Annotated in this window: 13 protein-coding genes and 3 tRNA genes; 3 read left to right on the top strand and 13 right to left on the bottom strand. The window is 58.1% G+C overall.

Annotation, left to right across the window (positions count from 1 at the left end):
• Positions 1-110 precede the first annotated feature (110 nt).
• The 8 genes from J3P89_RS09305 to J3P89_RS09270 all read right to left on the bottom strand — a co-directional run bounded on the left by J3P89_RS09305 (position 111) and on the right by J3P89_RS09270 (position 7,277).
• Positions 111-383, bottom strand: coding sequence for an HU family DNA-binding protein (locus J3P89_RS09305; protein WP_008077714.1), 273 nt, complete (start codon positions 381-383; stop codon positions 111-113).
• Between the two features lie 148 nt (positions 384-531).
• The gene (gene lon / locus J3P89_RS09300) at positions 532-2,928 is read right to left on the bottom strand and encodes an endopeptidase La (RefSeq protein ID WP_305500081.1); all 2,397 of its coding nucleotides are present in this window, start codon (positions 2,926-2,928) and stop codon (positions 532-534) included.
• Positions 2,929-3,089: 161 nt separating this feature from the next.
• Positions 3,090-4,373: an ATP-dependent Clp protease ATP-binding subunit ClpX gene (gene clpX, locus J3P89_RS09295; RefSeq protein WP_024778305.1), complete on the bottom strand. Its 1,284-nt coding sequence runs from the start codon at positions 4,371-4,373 to the stop codon at positions 3,090-3,092.
• 112 nt (positions 4,374-4,485) lie between these two features.
• Positions 4,486-5,121 carry an ATP-dependent Clp endopeptidase proteolytic subunit ClpP gene (clpP, locus tag J3P89_RS09290; protein ID WP_030140021.1) on the bottom strand — a complete coding sequence of 212 codons (636 nt, stop codon included), beginning with the start codon at positions 5,119-5,121 and terminating at the stop codon, positions 4,486-4,488.
• A gap of 92 nt (positions 5,122-5,213) precedes the next feature.
• Complete coding sequence (tig, locus tag J3P89_RS09285; protein ID WP_434573186.1) at positions 5,214-6,524, bottom strand: trigger factor; 1,311 nt, start codon at positions 6,522-6,524, stop codon at positions 5,214-5,216.
• Between the two features lie 416 nt (positions 6,525-6,940).
• Positions 6,941-7,025: transfer RNA gene (locus J3P89_RS09280), tRNA-Leu, on the bottom strand.
• 58 nt (positions 7,026-7,083) lie between these two features.
• Positions 7,084-7,159, bottom strand: a tRNA-His gene (locus J3P89_RS09275).
• Between the two features lie 41 nt (positions 7,160-7,200).
• A tRNA-Arg gene (locus J3P89_RS09270) sits at positions 7,201-7,277 on the bottom strand.
• Between the two features lie 281 nt (positions 7,278-7,558).
• Between J3P89_RS09270 and folD the strand changes: the two genes are divergently transcribed.
• Positions 7,559-8,413: a bifunctional methylenetetrahydrofolate dehydrogenase/methenyltetrahydrofolate cyclohydrolase FolD gene (gene folD, locus J3P89_RS09265; protein WP_434697342.1), complete on the top strand. Its 855-nt coding sequence runs from the start codon at positions 7,559-7,561 to the stop codon at positions 8,411-8,413.
• Between the two features lie 357 nt (positions 8,414-8,770).
• Complete coding sequence (pbpG, locus tag J3P89_RS09260; RefSeq protein WP_434656803.1) at positions 8,771-9,709, top strand: D-alanyl-D-alanine endopeptidase; 939 nt, start codon at positions 8,771-8,773, stop codon at positions 9,707-9,709.
• A gap of 48 nt (positions 9,710-9,757) precedes the next feature.
• On the opposite strand, the gene J3P89_RS09255 is transcribed toward pbpG, so the two are convergent.
• The 4 genes from J3P89_RS09255 to J3P89_RS09240 form a co-directional block, all read right to left on the bottom strand.
• A complete protein-coding gene (locus J3P89_RS09255; RefSeq protein WP_305500075.1) occupies positions 9,758-9,961 on the bottom strand; it encodes a DUF6021 family protein in 204 nt (67 codons plus the stop codon).
• A gap of 100 nt (positions 9,962-10,061) precedes the next feature.
• Positions 10,062-10,739: a peptidase C39 family protein gene (locus J3P89_RS09250; protein ID WP_434697341.1), complete on the bottom strand. Its 678-nt coding sequence runs from the start codon at positions 10,737-10,739 to the stop codon at positions 10,062-10,064.
• 455 nt (positions 10,740-11,194) lie between these two features.
• Positions 11,195-11,944 (bottom strand): TerC family protein, encoded by a 750-nt coding sequence (locus J3P89_RS09245; protein ID WP_434573180.1) that lies wholly within the window; start codon positions 11,942-11,944, stop codon positions 11,195-11,197.
• 28 nt (positions 11,945-11,972) lie between these two features.
• The gene (locus J3P89_RS09240; RefSeq protein ID WP_434697340.1) at positions 11,973-12,236 is read right to left on the bottom strand and encodes a hypothetical protein; all 264 of its coding nucleotides are present in this window, start codon (positions 12,234-12,236) and stop codon (positions 11,973-11,975) included.
• Between the two features lie 136 nt (positions 12,237-12,372).
• Here J3P89_RS09240 and nhaR point away from each other — a divergent pair, with 136 nt between their 5' ends.
• A complete protein-coding gene (nhaR, locus tag J3P89_RS09235) occupies positions 12,373-13,269 on the top strand; it encodes a transcriptional activator NhaR (protein WP_434697339.1) in 897 nt (298 codons plus the stop codon).
• Here nhaR and J3P89_RS09230 read toward each other — a convergent pair.
• Positions 13,266-14,426, bottom strand: coding sequence for an MFS transporter (locus J3P89_RS09230; RefSeq protein ID WP_434697338.1), 1,161 nt, complete (start codon positions 14,424-14,426; stop codon positions 13,266-13,268). The genes nhaR and J3P89_RS09230 overlap by 4 nt on opposite strands.
• Between the last annotated feature and the right edge of the window lie 139 nt (positions 14,427-14,565).

Here is a 14,565-nt window from a genome sequence, read left to right as displayed (position 1 = left end):
ACCGGGCTCGAACCCGCGAGCCCTGGCGTGACAGCCCGTTTGTGCCGGCTGCATTACCGCTCCGCTGCCAAGCCAGGCATGACCCCGACCCGGATAAACTCAATGAAACCTTAGTTGACGGCTTCTTTCAGCGCTTTACCAGCTTTGAAGCCTGGCTTTTTGGCAGCGGCGATTTGCAGCGTCTTGCCAGTCTGCGGGTTGCGACCAACACGAGCTGGACGATCGGTAACGGAGAAAGTACCGAAACCCACCAGAACAACAGAGTCGCCAGCCTTGAGAGCGCCAGTGACGGATTCGATTACAGCGTCCAGCGCACGGCCAGCAGCAGCTTTCGGGATATCAGCGGATGCAGCGATAGCATCAATCAGTTCCGACTTGTTCACTCTAAGTCCCCTTATATCTATTTGAGATGATTCTAAGTTTTTTTGGTGAAAGCAAAAACGAGTGCTGAATGGCCTGCAGACACTTAAGAGCCGCTTTATAACAAGGGCTCTAAAAAACTGTCAAGGAAGCCCCCCAGGCAAATGCGTATTAATGCGTGCTAATTCTTTCCTTAGAGTCAGACTCTCGCTTTTCTTCCTTTGCGACAATCTCCGGAGCCACATCCGGCAAGGGCTCCGGCGCGTATTGCAGCGCAATTTGCAGGACTTCGTCAATCCATTTAACCGGTTTGATCTGAAGATCCTGCTTGATGTTGTCGGGAATTTCCTTGAGATCACGGACATTCTCTTCCGGAATGATCACAATCTTGATCCCGCCACGGTGAGCTGCCAGAAGTTTTTCTTTCAGGCCGCCAATCGCCAAGACCTGGCCACGCAGGGTGATTTCACCGGTCATGGCGACATCCGCACGCACCGGAATGCCGGTCAATGCAGAAACCAGGGCGGTGCACATGCCCACGCCGGCGCTCGGTCCATCCTTGGGTGTAGCCCCCTCCGGCATGTGGATATGCGTGTCCCGCTTCTCATGGAAATCCAGGGGAATGCCCAGGCTGCGCGCACGGCTGCGCACAACTGTCAGCGCCGCGGTGATCGACTCCACCATGACATCGCCAAGGGAACCGGTCTTGATCAATTGGCCCTTGCCCGGAACCACGGCGGCTTCAATGGTCAGCAACTCGCCGCCGACCTGCGTCCACGCGAGGCCGGTCACCTGACCGATCTGGTCCTGTTGCTCGGCGAGCCCGTAGCGGAACTTGCGCACACCGAGGAAGTGCTCCAGCAGGTCGGATGTCACCTTGACCGCGAAGCGTTTTTCCAGCGCGTGCTCCTTGACCGCCTTGCGGCAGACCTTGGCGATCTGCCGCTCGAGACCACGCACACCGGCTTCACGGGTGTAGTAACGAATGATGTCGCGAATCGCCTCCTCGTCAAATTCCAGCTCACCCTTTTTCAAGCCGTTGGCCTGGATCTGCTTGGGCGAAAGGTACTTGACGGCGATGTTGATCTTCTCGTCTTCGGTGTAGCCCGGCAGACGAATCACCTCCATCCGGTCCAGCAACGCTGGCGGGATATTCATTGAGTTGGAGGTGCACAGGAACATCACGTCGGAGAGGTCGTAGTCGACTTCCAGATAGTGATCGTTGAAATTGTGATTCTGCTCGGGATCGAGCACCTCAAGCAACGCAGACGCAGGATCACCACGCATATCGCTGCCCATCTTGTCGATTTCATCCAAAAGGAACAGCGGGTTGCGTACACCCACCTTCGTCATCTTTTGAATCAATCTTCCTGGCATGGAACCGATGTACGTGCGGCGATGCCCACGAATTTCCGCCTCGTCACGCACCCCGCCAAGCGCCATTCGCACAAATTTGCGGTTGGTGGCGTGGGCGATCGATTCCGCCAGGGAAGTCTTACCGACACCCGGAGGACCGACCAGGCACAGGACCGGGCCACGAATCTTCTTCACGCGTTTCTGCACGGCGAGGTATTCAAGGATGCGTTCCTTGACCTCTTCCAGGCCGTAATGGTCCGCATCGAGGATGTCCTCGGCACGCGCCAGGTCCAGGCGGACTTTGCTCTGGGCTTTCCACGGCACCTGGACCAGCCAGTCGATGTAGGAACGCACCACGGTGGCTTCGGCAGACATCGGCGACATCTGCTTGAGCTTGTTCAGCTCGGCCTGGGCCTTGGCGAGCGCATCCTTTGGCAGGCCAGCGGCATCGATGCGCTTCTTCAGCTCTTCGATTTCATTGTGACCTTCGTCGCCATCGCCGAGCTCTTTCTGAATGGCCTTCATCTGCTCATTCAGATAGTACTCACGCTGACTGCGCTCCATCTGTTTCTTGACGCGACCACGAATGCGTTTTTCAACCTGCAGCAGGTCGATTTCGCCGTCGAGCAATGCCAGTACGTGCTCGACACGCGCCGACAACTCGATAATCTCGAGGATTTCCTGCTTCTGCTCGATCTTGAGGGCCATGTGCGCCGCCATCGTATCGACCAGGCGTCCTGGCTCGTCGATGCTGTTGAGCGACGACAGGACCTCGGCAGGCACCTTCTTGCCCAACTGCACATACTGTTCGAACTGCGACAGCAGGCTGCGGACAAAAACTTCCGACTCACGCTCCGGCGCCTCGACTTCGTCGATCAGCGACACCTCGGCACGGCAATGCCCGTCCACTTCGCTGAAACGCTCGACCGCCCCGCGCTGTTCGCCCTCGACCAGGACCTTGACGGTGCCGTCAGGAAGCTTGAGCAGTTGCAGGACCGTTGCAATCGTACCTACGCGATAAAGTGCGTCTTCACCGGGATCATCGTCGGCAGGGTTTCTCTGAGCGATCAGAAGAATCTGCTTATCACCCGTCATCGCGGCCTCGAGGGCTTCGATGGACTTCTCGCGCCCCACGAACAGCGGGATAACCATGTGCGGATATACCACGACATCGCGCAATGGCAGGAGAGGCAATTCGATGGTTGTCTTCATGATTTCGCCTCTACGGCGGCCGTAAGGCCGTGAACAGATGGAAGTAAGCTTGAAACCAAGATGGGGGCAGCTTTCAAAAAAAACAAGCGCTAAGACACGTCTAAAACGCGCTAATAGCAAAGGGGCCCGAAGGCCCCTCCTTTATTCCGACAGCGGGACACTTATGCGTCCGGCGCAGCCTTGGCAGCCGGCTCACTGTTTTCGTAGATATACAGTGGCTTGGACTTGCCTTCTATGACGCTTTCGTCGATGACGACTTTACTCACCTCGGATTGCGAGGGGATTTCGTACATCGTATCGAGCAATACGCCTTCGAGAATCGAACGCAACCCACGGGCACCGGTTTTACGCTCCAGGGCACGCTTGGCGACGGATTTCAGCGCGTCGGAACGGAATTCGAGGTCTACGCCTTCCATTTCGAACAGCTTGGCATATTGCTTGGTCAGGGCGTTTTTCGGCTCGGTCAGAATCTGCATCAACGCAGCTTCATCCAGCTCGTCCAGTGTCGCCAGGACCGGCAGACGACCGACGAATTCCGGAATCAAGCCGAACTTGACCAGATCGTCAGGCTCGACTTCACGCAGGGATTCACCGACCTTCTTGCCCTCTTCCTTGCTGCGAACCTCGGCGTTGAAGCCGATACCGCCACGGGTGGAACGGTTCTGGATGACCTTTTCCAGGCCGGAGAACGCACCACCGCAGATGAACAGGATGTTACGTGTGTCGACCTGCAGGAATTCCTGCTGCGGGTGCTTGCGACCGCCTTGTGGCGGAACGGAAGCGACCGTGCCTTCGATCAACTTGAGCAAGGCCTGCTGCACGCCCTCGCCGGAAACATCCCGGGTGATGGACGGGTTGTCGGACTTGCGGGAAATCTTGTCGATTTCATCGATGTAGACAATGCCCATCTGGGCCTTTTCCACGTCGTAGTCGCACTTCTGCAGCAGTTTCTGAATGATGTTCTCGACGTCCTCACCCACATAACCCGCCTCGGTGAGGGTGGTTGCGTCGGCGATGGTGAACGGAACGTTCAGCAAACGGGCCAGGGTTTCGGCAAGCAGGGTCTTACCCGAGCCTGTCGGGCCGATCAGCAGGATGTTGCTCTTGCCGAGTTCGACTTCGTCATTCTTCTTGTCACGCTGGTTCAGGCGCTTGTAGTGGTTGTACACCGCTACGGCCAGTACCTTTTTCGCGCGCTCCTGACCGATTACATACTGGTCAAGGATGCCGCTGATTTCTTTGGGCGAAGGCAACTTATGCGCGCTGCTTTCGGCCTGGGCTTCCTGCACCTCCTCGCGGATGATGTCATTGCACAGGTCGACGCACTCGTCGCAAATGAAGACCGAGGGGCCGGCAATCAATTTGCGTACTTCATGCTGGCTTTTGCCACAGAAGGAGCAATAGAGCAGTTTGCCGTTGTCCTCGCCGTTGCGGGTGTCAGTCATTCGATCGATCCAAATCCGATAGGCTTGCAACACAAGATGAAGGCAATTGCGGGCTTTTTCAAGCCCGCAGATGATCGGACCTGCCGATCAACCTTATTTTGAGCTGCTTATTTTAAGCGGGGCGCTGGCTGATCACTTCATCGATCAGACCATATTCACGTGCGGCTTCAGCGCTCATGAAATTGTCGCGATTGGTATCGCGCTCGATTTCTTCAAGCGTGCGCCCGCTGTGCTTGGCCATCAACGTGTTGAGGCGCTCGCGGATGAAGAGGATTTCCTTGGCATGGATTTCGATATCAGATGCCTGGCCCTGGAAACCGCCCAAAGGCTGGTGAATCATCACGCGGGAATTCGGCAGGCAGTAACGCTTGCCTTGGGCACCGGCGGTCAGCAAAAACGCACCCATGCTGCACGCCTGACCGATGCAGGTCGTCGAAACGTTAGGCTTGATGAACTGCATGGTGTCGTAGATCGACATTCCCGCCGTCACCGAACCGCCCGGGGAGTTGATATAGAGATGGATGTCCTTGTCCGGGTTTTCGGCTTCAAGGAACAGCAATTGTGCACAGATCAGGTTGGCCATGTAGTCCTCTACCGGACCTACCAAAAAGATCACTCGCTCCTTGAGCAGACGCGAATAGATGTCATAGGCACGTTCGCCACGGGCGGACTGCTCGATAACCATAGGGACCAGGCCGCCTGCGGCCTGGATGTCAGAGCTCTGCTGATAAAAAGAATTGCGGGACATGTCTCGCAGTCACTCCCAAATAGTTATGTCTTGAATACGCATAAGCCAGCGCGAAGGCTGGCTTATGGTGTGTATTTCTTACCGCAGAACCATCAATCGGCTTGTGGAGCTTCCACCGGCTTGACCGCTTCTTCGTAAGAGACCGCTTTGTCGGTCACGCTAGCTTTCTGCAGAACAGTATCCACAACTTGCTCTTCCAGCACAACCGAACGGACTTCGTTCAGCTGCTGCTCGTTCTTGTAGTACCAGGACACTACCTGCTCAGGCTCTTGGTAAGCCGAGGCCATTTCCTGGATCAGCTCGCGAACGCGGGCTTCGTCAGGCTTGAGTTCGAACTGCTTGACCACTTCAGCGACGATCAGGCCCAGCACGACGCGGCGCTTGGCTTGCTCTTCGAAGAGTTCGGCGGGCAGTTGGTCAGGCTTGATGTTGCCACCGAACTGCTGAACGGCCTGCACGCGCAGACGGTTCACTTCGTTGTCCAGCAGAGCCTTCGGCACTTCGATCGGGTTGGAGGCCAGCAGACCGTCCATGACCTGGTTCTTGACCTTGGACTTGATGGCCTGACGCAGCTCGCGCTCCATGTTCTTGCGAACTTCGGCGCGGAAACCTTCCAGACCGGTTTCCTTGATACCGAACTGGGCGAAGAACTCTTCGTTCAGCTCAGGCAGCTTAGGCTCGGAAATGCTGTTGACGGTCACGGTGAATTCGGCGGCTTTGCCGGCCAGATCCAGGTTCTGATAGTCCTCTGGGAAGGTCACGTTCAGAACGCGCTCTTCGCCAGCCTTGGCGCCAACCAGGCCGTCTTCGAAGCCCGGGATCATGCGACCGGAGCCCAGCACCAGCTGGGTAGCCTTGGCGGAACCGCCAGCGAACACTTCACCGTCGACCTTGCCGACGAAATCGATGTTCAGCTGGTCTTCGTTCTGGGCGGCACGATCAGTGGCTTCGAAACGGGTGTTCTGCTTGCGCAGGATGTCGAGCATCTTGTCCAGGTCGGCATCCGAAACGTCAGCGCTCAGGCGCTCGACGGCAATGGACTCGAAACCGGCGACGGTGAACTCGGGGAACACTTCAAACGTGGCAACGAACTCGAGGTCCTTGCCTTTTTCCAGCACTTTAGGCTCGACGGAGGGAGCGCCAGCCGGGTTCAGCTTCTGCTCGACCACCGCTTCGTAGAACGAAGACTGGATCACGTCGCCCACGGCTTCCTGGCGCGCATCAGCTTCGTAACGCTGACGGATCACGCTCATTGGCACTTTGCCTGGGCGGAAACCTGGGATTTTGGCCTTTTGGGCAGTCTGCTGCAGACGCTTGTTGACCTGAGTCTCGATACGCTCAGCTGGCACGGTGATGCTCATGCGGCGCTCAAGAGCAGAAGTATTTTCAACAGAAACTTGCATGGATATTCCTCGTTGCACAGACGTTGGCCGGGCGTTTCCGACCCCAGAATCAAGGGCATGCATTCTAGTAGGTCAAACTCAAGAAGTCACCCTACTGAAAACACGCAGGAAACAGACGCCGAATTTATAAGCAGGGCCATGGTTCATGCCCCGCCCGGTTTGCTAATACAGTCGATCACCGCCAAGGCTCTGCGCAGCACCTCCCTATATAGAAGTACCGCAACCGCGCGCTTGGCATGCGGCCTTTTATAAAAAGACCGACGGGCATGCCGAGTATCATCGCGAAACACAATCGCGAACACTGCCGCCGCGCGCGCCCCAAGGAGCGACGCCGACACGTAACCGGTGAAAACAAAAACGGCGCAGCCCCTTCTCAGGTTCTGCGCCGTTCTCTGCTAATTAAATAGCGACTTGTATGGTGCGGACGGAGAGACTCGAACTCTCACACCTTGCGGCGCTGGAACCTAAATCCAGTGTGTCTACCAATTCCACCACATCCGCGTATCAAGCTTTTAAAGCAAAGGCGCCAGATTGTTAGATCTGGCGCCTTTCTAGAATATGGGGTGGACGATGGGGATCGAACCCACGACAACGGGAGTCACAATCCCGTGCTCTACCAACTGAGCTACGCCCACCATATTGCCTTGTAGCGTTACTTGTGCCAAAGCTGCCTAATTGGCGCACCCGGCAGGACTCGAACCTGCGACCATCCGCTTAGAAGGCGGATGCTCTATCCAGCTGAGCTACGGGCGCCTTTTTAATCTGTATTCTTGGACGATTACAAACTAAGTGCTTTCAGTTTTGCCGAGTTTAAACTACCAACTCCGCTCAACCTTCTTAACCAGTGCTAGGCTGTGCCCGACAAGTGCGACGAATGTTATAGACGGCCCGATAGGTCGTCAACTCTTTTTTAAAAAAAATTCATTTAATTAAAGGGCTTAGGGGAATTTGCAGACCAAGCGCCTTTGCCCTCAAGCCTTGGCATGCGAGAATGCGTTCTCTTTTTTTCCCCTCTCGATGGTTAACCACGCGCAATGACTGCACAACTTATCGACGGCAAATCGATCGCCGCCAGCCTGCGCCAGCAGATCGCCCAACGAGTCACCGAGCGCCGCCAGCAAGGCCTGCGCACGCCCGGCCTTGCGGTGATCCTGGTCGGCAGCGATCCTGCCTCTCAGGTTTATGTCTCGCACAAGCGTAAAGACTGTGAAGAGGTCGGCTTCCTTTCCCAGGCCTACGACCTGCCTTCCGAAACCACTCAGCAAGCGCTGGCCGATCTGATCGACCGCCTCAATGGCGATCCGAACATCGATGGCGTGCTGCTCCAGCTACCGCTGCCCGAACACCTTGACGCCTCTAAACTGCTGGAGCGTATCCGCCCGGACAAGGACGTCGACGGTTTCCATCCTTATAACGTCGGTCGCCTCGCCCAACGCATCCCATTGCTGCGCCCGTGCACGCCCAAGGGCATCATGACCTTGCTGGAAAGCACCGGCGTGGATCTTTACGGGCTCGACGCCGTGGTCGTGGGCGCCTCCAACATCGTTGGCCGGCCGATGGCCATGGAATTGCTGCTCGCTGGCTGTACCGTCACCGTGACCCATCGCTTCACCAAGGACCTGGCGGGCCACGTCGGTCGGGCTGACCTGGTGGTGGTGGCCGCCGGCAAGCCGGGCCTGGTCAAAGGCGAATGGATCAAGGAAGGCGCCATCGTCATCGACGTCGGCATCAACCGCCAGGACGACGGCAAGCTGGTGGGCGACGTGGTCTATGAGACCGCCCTGCCCCGCGCCGGCTGGATCACGCCGGTACCCGGCGGCGTAGGACCGATGACCCGGGCCTGCCTGCTGGAAAACACCCTTTATGCGGCCGAGACGCTGCATAGCTGATTAACCGTTTCAACTCAGCCACAAACCCTGTGGGAGCGAGCCTGCTCGCGATAGCTTGGGATCAGCCGACATCAATGCTGGCAGAGACACCGCTATCGCGAGCAGGCTCGCTCCCACAGTATTTTGTCATCTGATCCCTGATCGGCGAACGTTGGCCCGTGCAGCGCGCCCCCGAATCTGCCAATTTACAAATTTTTCAGATCCGATTCGCCAGAATCGCCTTCATTAAACTTTATTTATTGATGCGCCCCGACGGCACAGGCATATAGCGCTGGCGTCGCCCATACTCCTAAAATGCGGCGCTTTTTCAACAAGCCGCTGCTCGACAGCACCTTCAACTCCATCGAGTCTACTCGCGTGAAAATCCGTCTTTCGATCCTCAGCCTGTTTTTCCTTTTCACGGGCACCTTCATCACGCAGAACATCAGCGCGCAGGAAACCATTGCCCCGCCACGAGACACTTCAAAACTGCAGGTCGCCTCCGGCAGTGCGATCCTGCTGGACCTGCAGACGGACAAGGTGGTCTATTCGAGCAATCCGGACGTCGTGGTGCCGATCGCATCGGTAACCAAGTTAATGACCGGACTGATCGTGCTGGACGCCAAGCAGAACCTGGACGAATACATCTCCATGACCATCGCCAACACGCCGGAAATGAAAGGTGTGTTTTCCCGGGTCAAGCTCAACAGCGAACTGTCACGCCGGGACACGCTGCTGATCGCCCTGATGTCGTCGGAGAACCGCGCCGCCGCCAGCCTCGCCCATCATTATCCGGGCGGCTACGCGGCGTTCATTGCGGCGATGAACGCCAAGGCCAAGGCGCTGGGCATGTCCAGCACCCACTATGTCGAGCCCACTGGCCTGTCCATTCACAACGTCTCGACCGCCCGGGACCTGACCAAGCTGTTGATCGCCGCTCGCAAGTATCCATTGCTGAGCGAATTGAGTACCACCAAGGAAAAGACCGTGACGTTCCGCAAGCCGGCCTACAGCCTGGGCTTTCGCAACACCGATCATCTGGTCCACAAGGCCAACTGGGACATTCAGTTGACCAAGACCGGCTTCACCAACCAAGCCGGTCATTGCCTGGTGCTGGTGACAAAAATGGGTAATCGTCCGATGGCGCTGGTGATTCTCGACGCGTTCGGCAAATACACTCATTTTGCCGATGCCAGCCGTATTCGCAGCTGGGTCGAGACAGGCAAAAGCGCCAGTGTCCCGGCCGTGGCCTTGCAATACAAGGCCGCCAAGAACCTCAAGAGCCGCCAGAGTGGCGTGGTAGAAGCGTCAAAATAATTCGGCCAGGCGCAAACAGATAGCCCCGACTCGTCGGGGCTATTTTCGTCAGGGCTTAAGGTTACCCAGTGGGTCATAGGCTCTCGAAGAAGGTGGCTCCTCATCCTCCTCGTCCCGGGGCGCCTTGGCCGGCCCTACCGGGTCCACTTGCGGATCGTCGAGATCCGGCGAGTCCGGATCGAATCCCAAGTCATCATCACCGGATGAATGTTCGGAAGAATGCGGCCCTGATGGTGTTTTCGACTGTGCCATGGTTGCCTCCTTGAATCATGGCCCGGAAATTCCAGGCCCTGACGTTAAGAACCCGAGACATGCGAGGTCGTGCCCGAGAGCTGACGAACGGGGACGCGACTCAGCGTGCGGAGCCCAGCGCCTTGGTGGCCCGCGCGGCGGCCTGTTCCTGCCCTGCCCCGGCCAACTCGTCAGCGGCCTTCAGCCAGCGCTGGGAGTCAACGTTGGCCGGAAGTTGCGTGGGTTGCTGGATCAACACCGCCCAACCGCCCGCGCCTTTGAACGCCGATTCGAATGCATCGAAACTCATCAACGACCGCCGGTTCATCCCCGACCGCAGCAGCACGGTACGTTTTTGTCGGTTGTAGCCAGCCAGGATCGCGTAGCGTGGCCCGGACCAGAACGCCGAACCCTCGGTGTAGCGCAACAGCACGGGATAACCCGCCGCCACCTGTTCGAGCAACGCCGCGAGCTCATGGTCGAGGGGATAGACGACCAGTCCGTATTCACGTGCCAGGGTTTGCAGACTCTGCTGCAAACGCGCCTCGCCACCGGGCAGGTGTAACGGTTTCTCCAGCAACCCGGGCGTGATGACCGTTCCTTGCAAGGTCAACAAGGCCGCCAATGATTGCGGCGCGCCCTGATACATCTCGCCGCGAAAGAACGGCACGCTGTTGAGTTCGACCCGCTCGGGCAGACGCTTTATCTGCGGCGATACGCCCCCCGCGCACCCCGCCAGGACGGCGGCGCAGGTCAGCGCCACTACCAGTGATCGAAAAGATGAAATTACCGGCACCATTAATGACTCTCTTGTTCAGGCAGACCCGGCATCCGGGCCGGGATTGGGCCGACGATCATAAAGTGCGCGCCCGCCTGGGTATAGCCACAAGCAAGGGTTTCACAACCGCGATAGAACGAACCGATCCGTCGCCACTGCCGGCGATCGACTGCTCGTAACACTCGAGCGGCTAGACTGTCCATTGTAATGAGTGCATTGCCCGAGTCCGGGCTGAAGGAGGCACAGATGAGCCTGACGACGACTATTCTGATGCTGATATTTGGCTGGCTGAGCGTAGCGACCGCCATGTTGTGGGGCGTAATGCGGATCGCCCGGCGCCATCATCACGCACCTCCCCCTCAAGCGAAACGGCCCTCCAAACCCGCCAGGCGCCACGCCACCGCACACTGACATTATCGCCGCGCATGAAAAAGCCGCCCGGGCCTTGGACCCAGGCGGCTTTTGTCTGCCTGGTATCAGGCTTTGTCGACGAGCGCTTTCTCCCTGGCGCGTCGGGACAGCATGTTCAACACCTCGATCGCCGCCGAGAAGGCCATGGCCGCGTAGATATAGCCCTTGGGCACATGGGCACCGAAACCTTCGGCGATCAGGGTCATGCCGATCATGATCAGGAAGCCCAGGGCCAACATGACCACGGTGGGGTTGTCATTGATGAACTTCGCCAACGGCTCGGCGGCCAGCAGCATCACCAGCACCGAAACCACCACGGCGATGATCATGATCGGCAAGTGTTCGGTCATACCCACCGCGGTAATAATGCTGTCGATGGAAAACACCAGGTCGAGCATCAGGATCTGACCGATCGCAGCAGCGAACCCGAGGGTCACGCCCGATGTGGCCGACTTGGGATCGTTCGGCGCCGGGTCCATGCTGTGATGGATCTCGGTGGTCGCCTTCCACAACAGGAACAGGCCACCGGCGATGAGGATCATGTCTTTCCAGGAAAAGGCCTGGCCAAGGATTTCAATGACCGGTTCCGTCAACTGCACAATGAACGCGATGGTGCTCAGCAGGCCCAGGCGCAGGATCAGCGCCATGCCGATACCGATCCGCCGCGCCTTGGCGCGATGCTGCTCGGGCAGCTTGTTGGTCAAGATCGATATGAAGATCAGGTTGTCGATGCCAAGCACGATTTCCATGACGACCAGGGTGGCCAAGGCAATCCAGGCGGTGGGGCTGGCGGCAAGCTGTAACAGATAATCCATGGGTCAGTCCTGACTCGATATGACGGGGTTAGATGGTCTTGGTGGAGGATTCGGATTCTTCAGCGTCTTTCTCCGGCTCTTTTTTGGGGCTTATCAGCCCACCAGTAGCCTCGCTGATGGCCTGCTCGGCAGCTTTGTGAGTATCGTCGATTGCCTGCCTGGCCGTTTCGACTGCTTGTTCCTTAAGTTGCTGGGCCAACTGCTGGGCGCTTTTTTCCGCCTGTTCACAACCCACGAGCGCTATCGATGACAGCGACAGGAAGGCTGCAAGACCCAAGGATTTATACGTCATGGACAGTGCCTCTTCAGAAAATGGATGGAGCACAAAGATGGCTCACCGATGGCCCGGCATTCTAGAGAGGCAGATACTTCAGGAAAATTCGTATTTTCAGCGGTTATACTTCGGTTTTTACGAATCGGCGAAAACCATGCTCAATTACCGACAGCTGCATTATTTCTGGGTGGTGGCAAAAACCGGCAGCATCGTGCGCGCCTGCGAGCAATTGAACCTGACCCCGCAAACCATCAGCGGGCAGATATCCCTGTTCGAACAAACCTACGACATCAAATTGTTCCAGCGCGTCGGGCGCCAGTTGGAGCTGACAGAAGCCGGTCGCCAGACGTTGCCTTACGCCGAACACATGTTCCAACTCGGCGGTGAACTGGAATTGATATTGCGCGCCCAGCCCAACGAGCAGCAGACACTGTTTCGGGTCGGGGTGGCGGATGTCGTGCCCAAGTCCATCGTCTATCGGCTGCTGGCCCCGACCATGGAACTGAGCGAGCCACTGCGTATCACCTGTCGCGAGGACAAGCTCGAACGGCTGCTGGCGGACCTGGCAATCCAACGCCTGGACCTGGTGATTTCCGACAGCCCGATGCCGACTCACCTGGATATCAAGGGCTACAGCCAGAAACTTGGAGAATGCGGGATCAGCTTTTTTGCCACCGCCGCGCTGGCCGATCGTCATGGGCGGGATTTTCCCCATGGCCTGCATGACGCCCCGCTGCTGATCCCGGGACCGGAAACCGTCGTACGCAGCCGCCTGCAACGCTGGTTCGCCGAACAGCAGATCCAGCCGCGGATTGTCGGCGAGTTCGACGACAGCGCGTTGATGCAGGCATTCGGCCAGTCAGGCAGCGGGATTTTTATCGGTCCCAGCGTGATTGCCGAAGAGGTCAAGCGGCAATATGGGGTGCAGGTCATCGGCCAGACCGAGGCAGTGAGCGAGTCGTTCTACGCCATTTCCGTGGAACGCAAGGTCAGCCACCCTGGCATCGTCGCAATTGCCGAAGGGGCACGCCGCGAGCTGTTCAGCGCCTAGCAATCAGCGCAGGCATTGCGCGGCTTGAACGTCATCAGCAACAGCGCCAGCAGGATCGATACCAGGATGAATCCGGCCGCGGCGAAACCGACGCTGCCCAGGCCCAGAGTATCGATGACTCGGCCGCCCACCAACGCCCCCAGGCCAATGCCCAGGTTGGCCCCGGCGATGTTCAGCGAAGCAGCAAACGCCGGCGCTTCAGGGGCCGCTTTCATCAGCCGCACATGGCTGACCAGGAACAGCGCCGCCTGGGTCACGCCCCAGATACCCATCGCGGCGGCCAACCCCAGCGTCGAATGAATGCTCGGCACCAGCGCCACCATGCCGCCGATCATGAACAGGCAGAACACCATTGAGGCGATCAGCGGATGCCGGTCTACCGCGCGCCCCCCCAGGGAGTTGCCGAGCAGGCCCACGGCCCCGAAGCCCATCAGGCACCAACCCACGAGCGTACCGTCGAACCCGGCCAGGCGTTCGAGGATATCCGCCAGATAGGTATAGGCGGTAAACATGCCGCTGAATACCAGGATCGACAGCAGCACATGCCCCTGCATCAGGGGGCTGCGCAGGATCTTGAATTGCGAGCGAAAGCTCACTTGGTGCTGGTGCAGATTGGTTTTCGGCAGGTAGATAAACAGCAGCAGCGCCTTGGCAAACGCGATGACCGCCAGGATTGCAAAAGCGCTGCGCCAGCCGAATGCGTCGGAGATCAGGGTGCCGACCGGAATGCCGAATACCGTGGCGCAGACGATACCGAAGCCGATCCGCGCGATGGCTCGCCCGGCAAACTGCGGCCCGACGATGTCCACTGCGGTTTCACTGGCCAACGCCCAGAATACCGGCAGGCCCAAAGCCGGGACCAACCGGGCAATGGCCATGACCCAGATGTTCGGCGCCAGCGCCGCCAAAGTGTTGGCCAGGCCGAACATCACCAGCACGCTGATAAACAGCCGACGCCGCTCGACACGGGCAAACCACGCGGTCAGGAACGGCCCGAACGCCGCGACAGTAAACGCGAACAAAGTCACCAGCAGTCCAGCCTGAGGGATGGTGACTTGCAGGTCCCGGGCGATGGCTGGCAACAGGCCGACAATGATGAATTCCGTGGTCAACACCGTGAAGCCGGCGGCGGACAACAGGAAGATGGACAACAGCATGCAGAACTCCAACAAAACGACGACACCAGCGTTAGCCCAAGGGCCCGCTGGAAAACAAATGAAGTGAGAGTGGCAAAGCCTAACAGATTGGGGCCGTTAGAAAAAAGCAGATAAACAGGCAGGTGACGGATCGTCACAG

This window comes from Pseudomonas sp. Z1-14 (assembly GCF_051132005.1).
GTDB lineage: Bacteria > Pseudomonadota > Gammaproteobacteria > Pseudomonadales > Pseudomonadaceae > Aquipseudomonas.
Note: the sequence above shows the minus strand (reverse complement) of the source record. Positions and strands in the feature narration are given on the sequence as shown.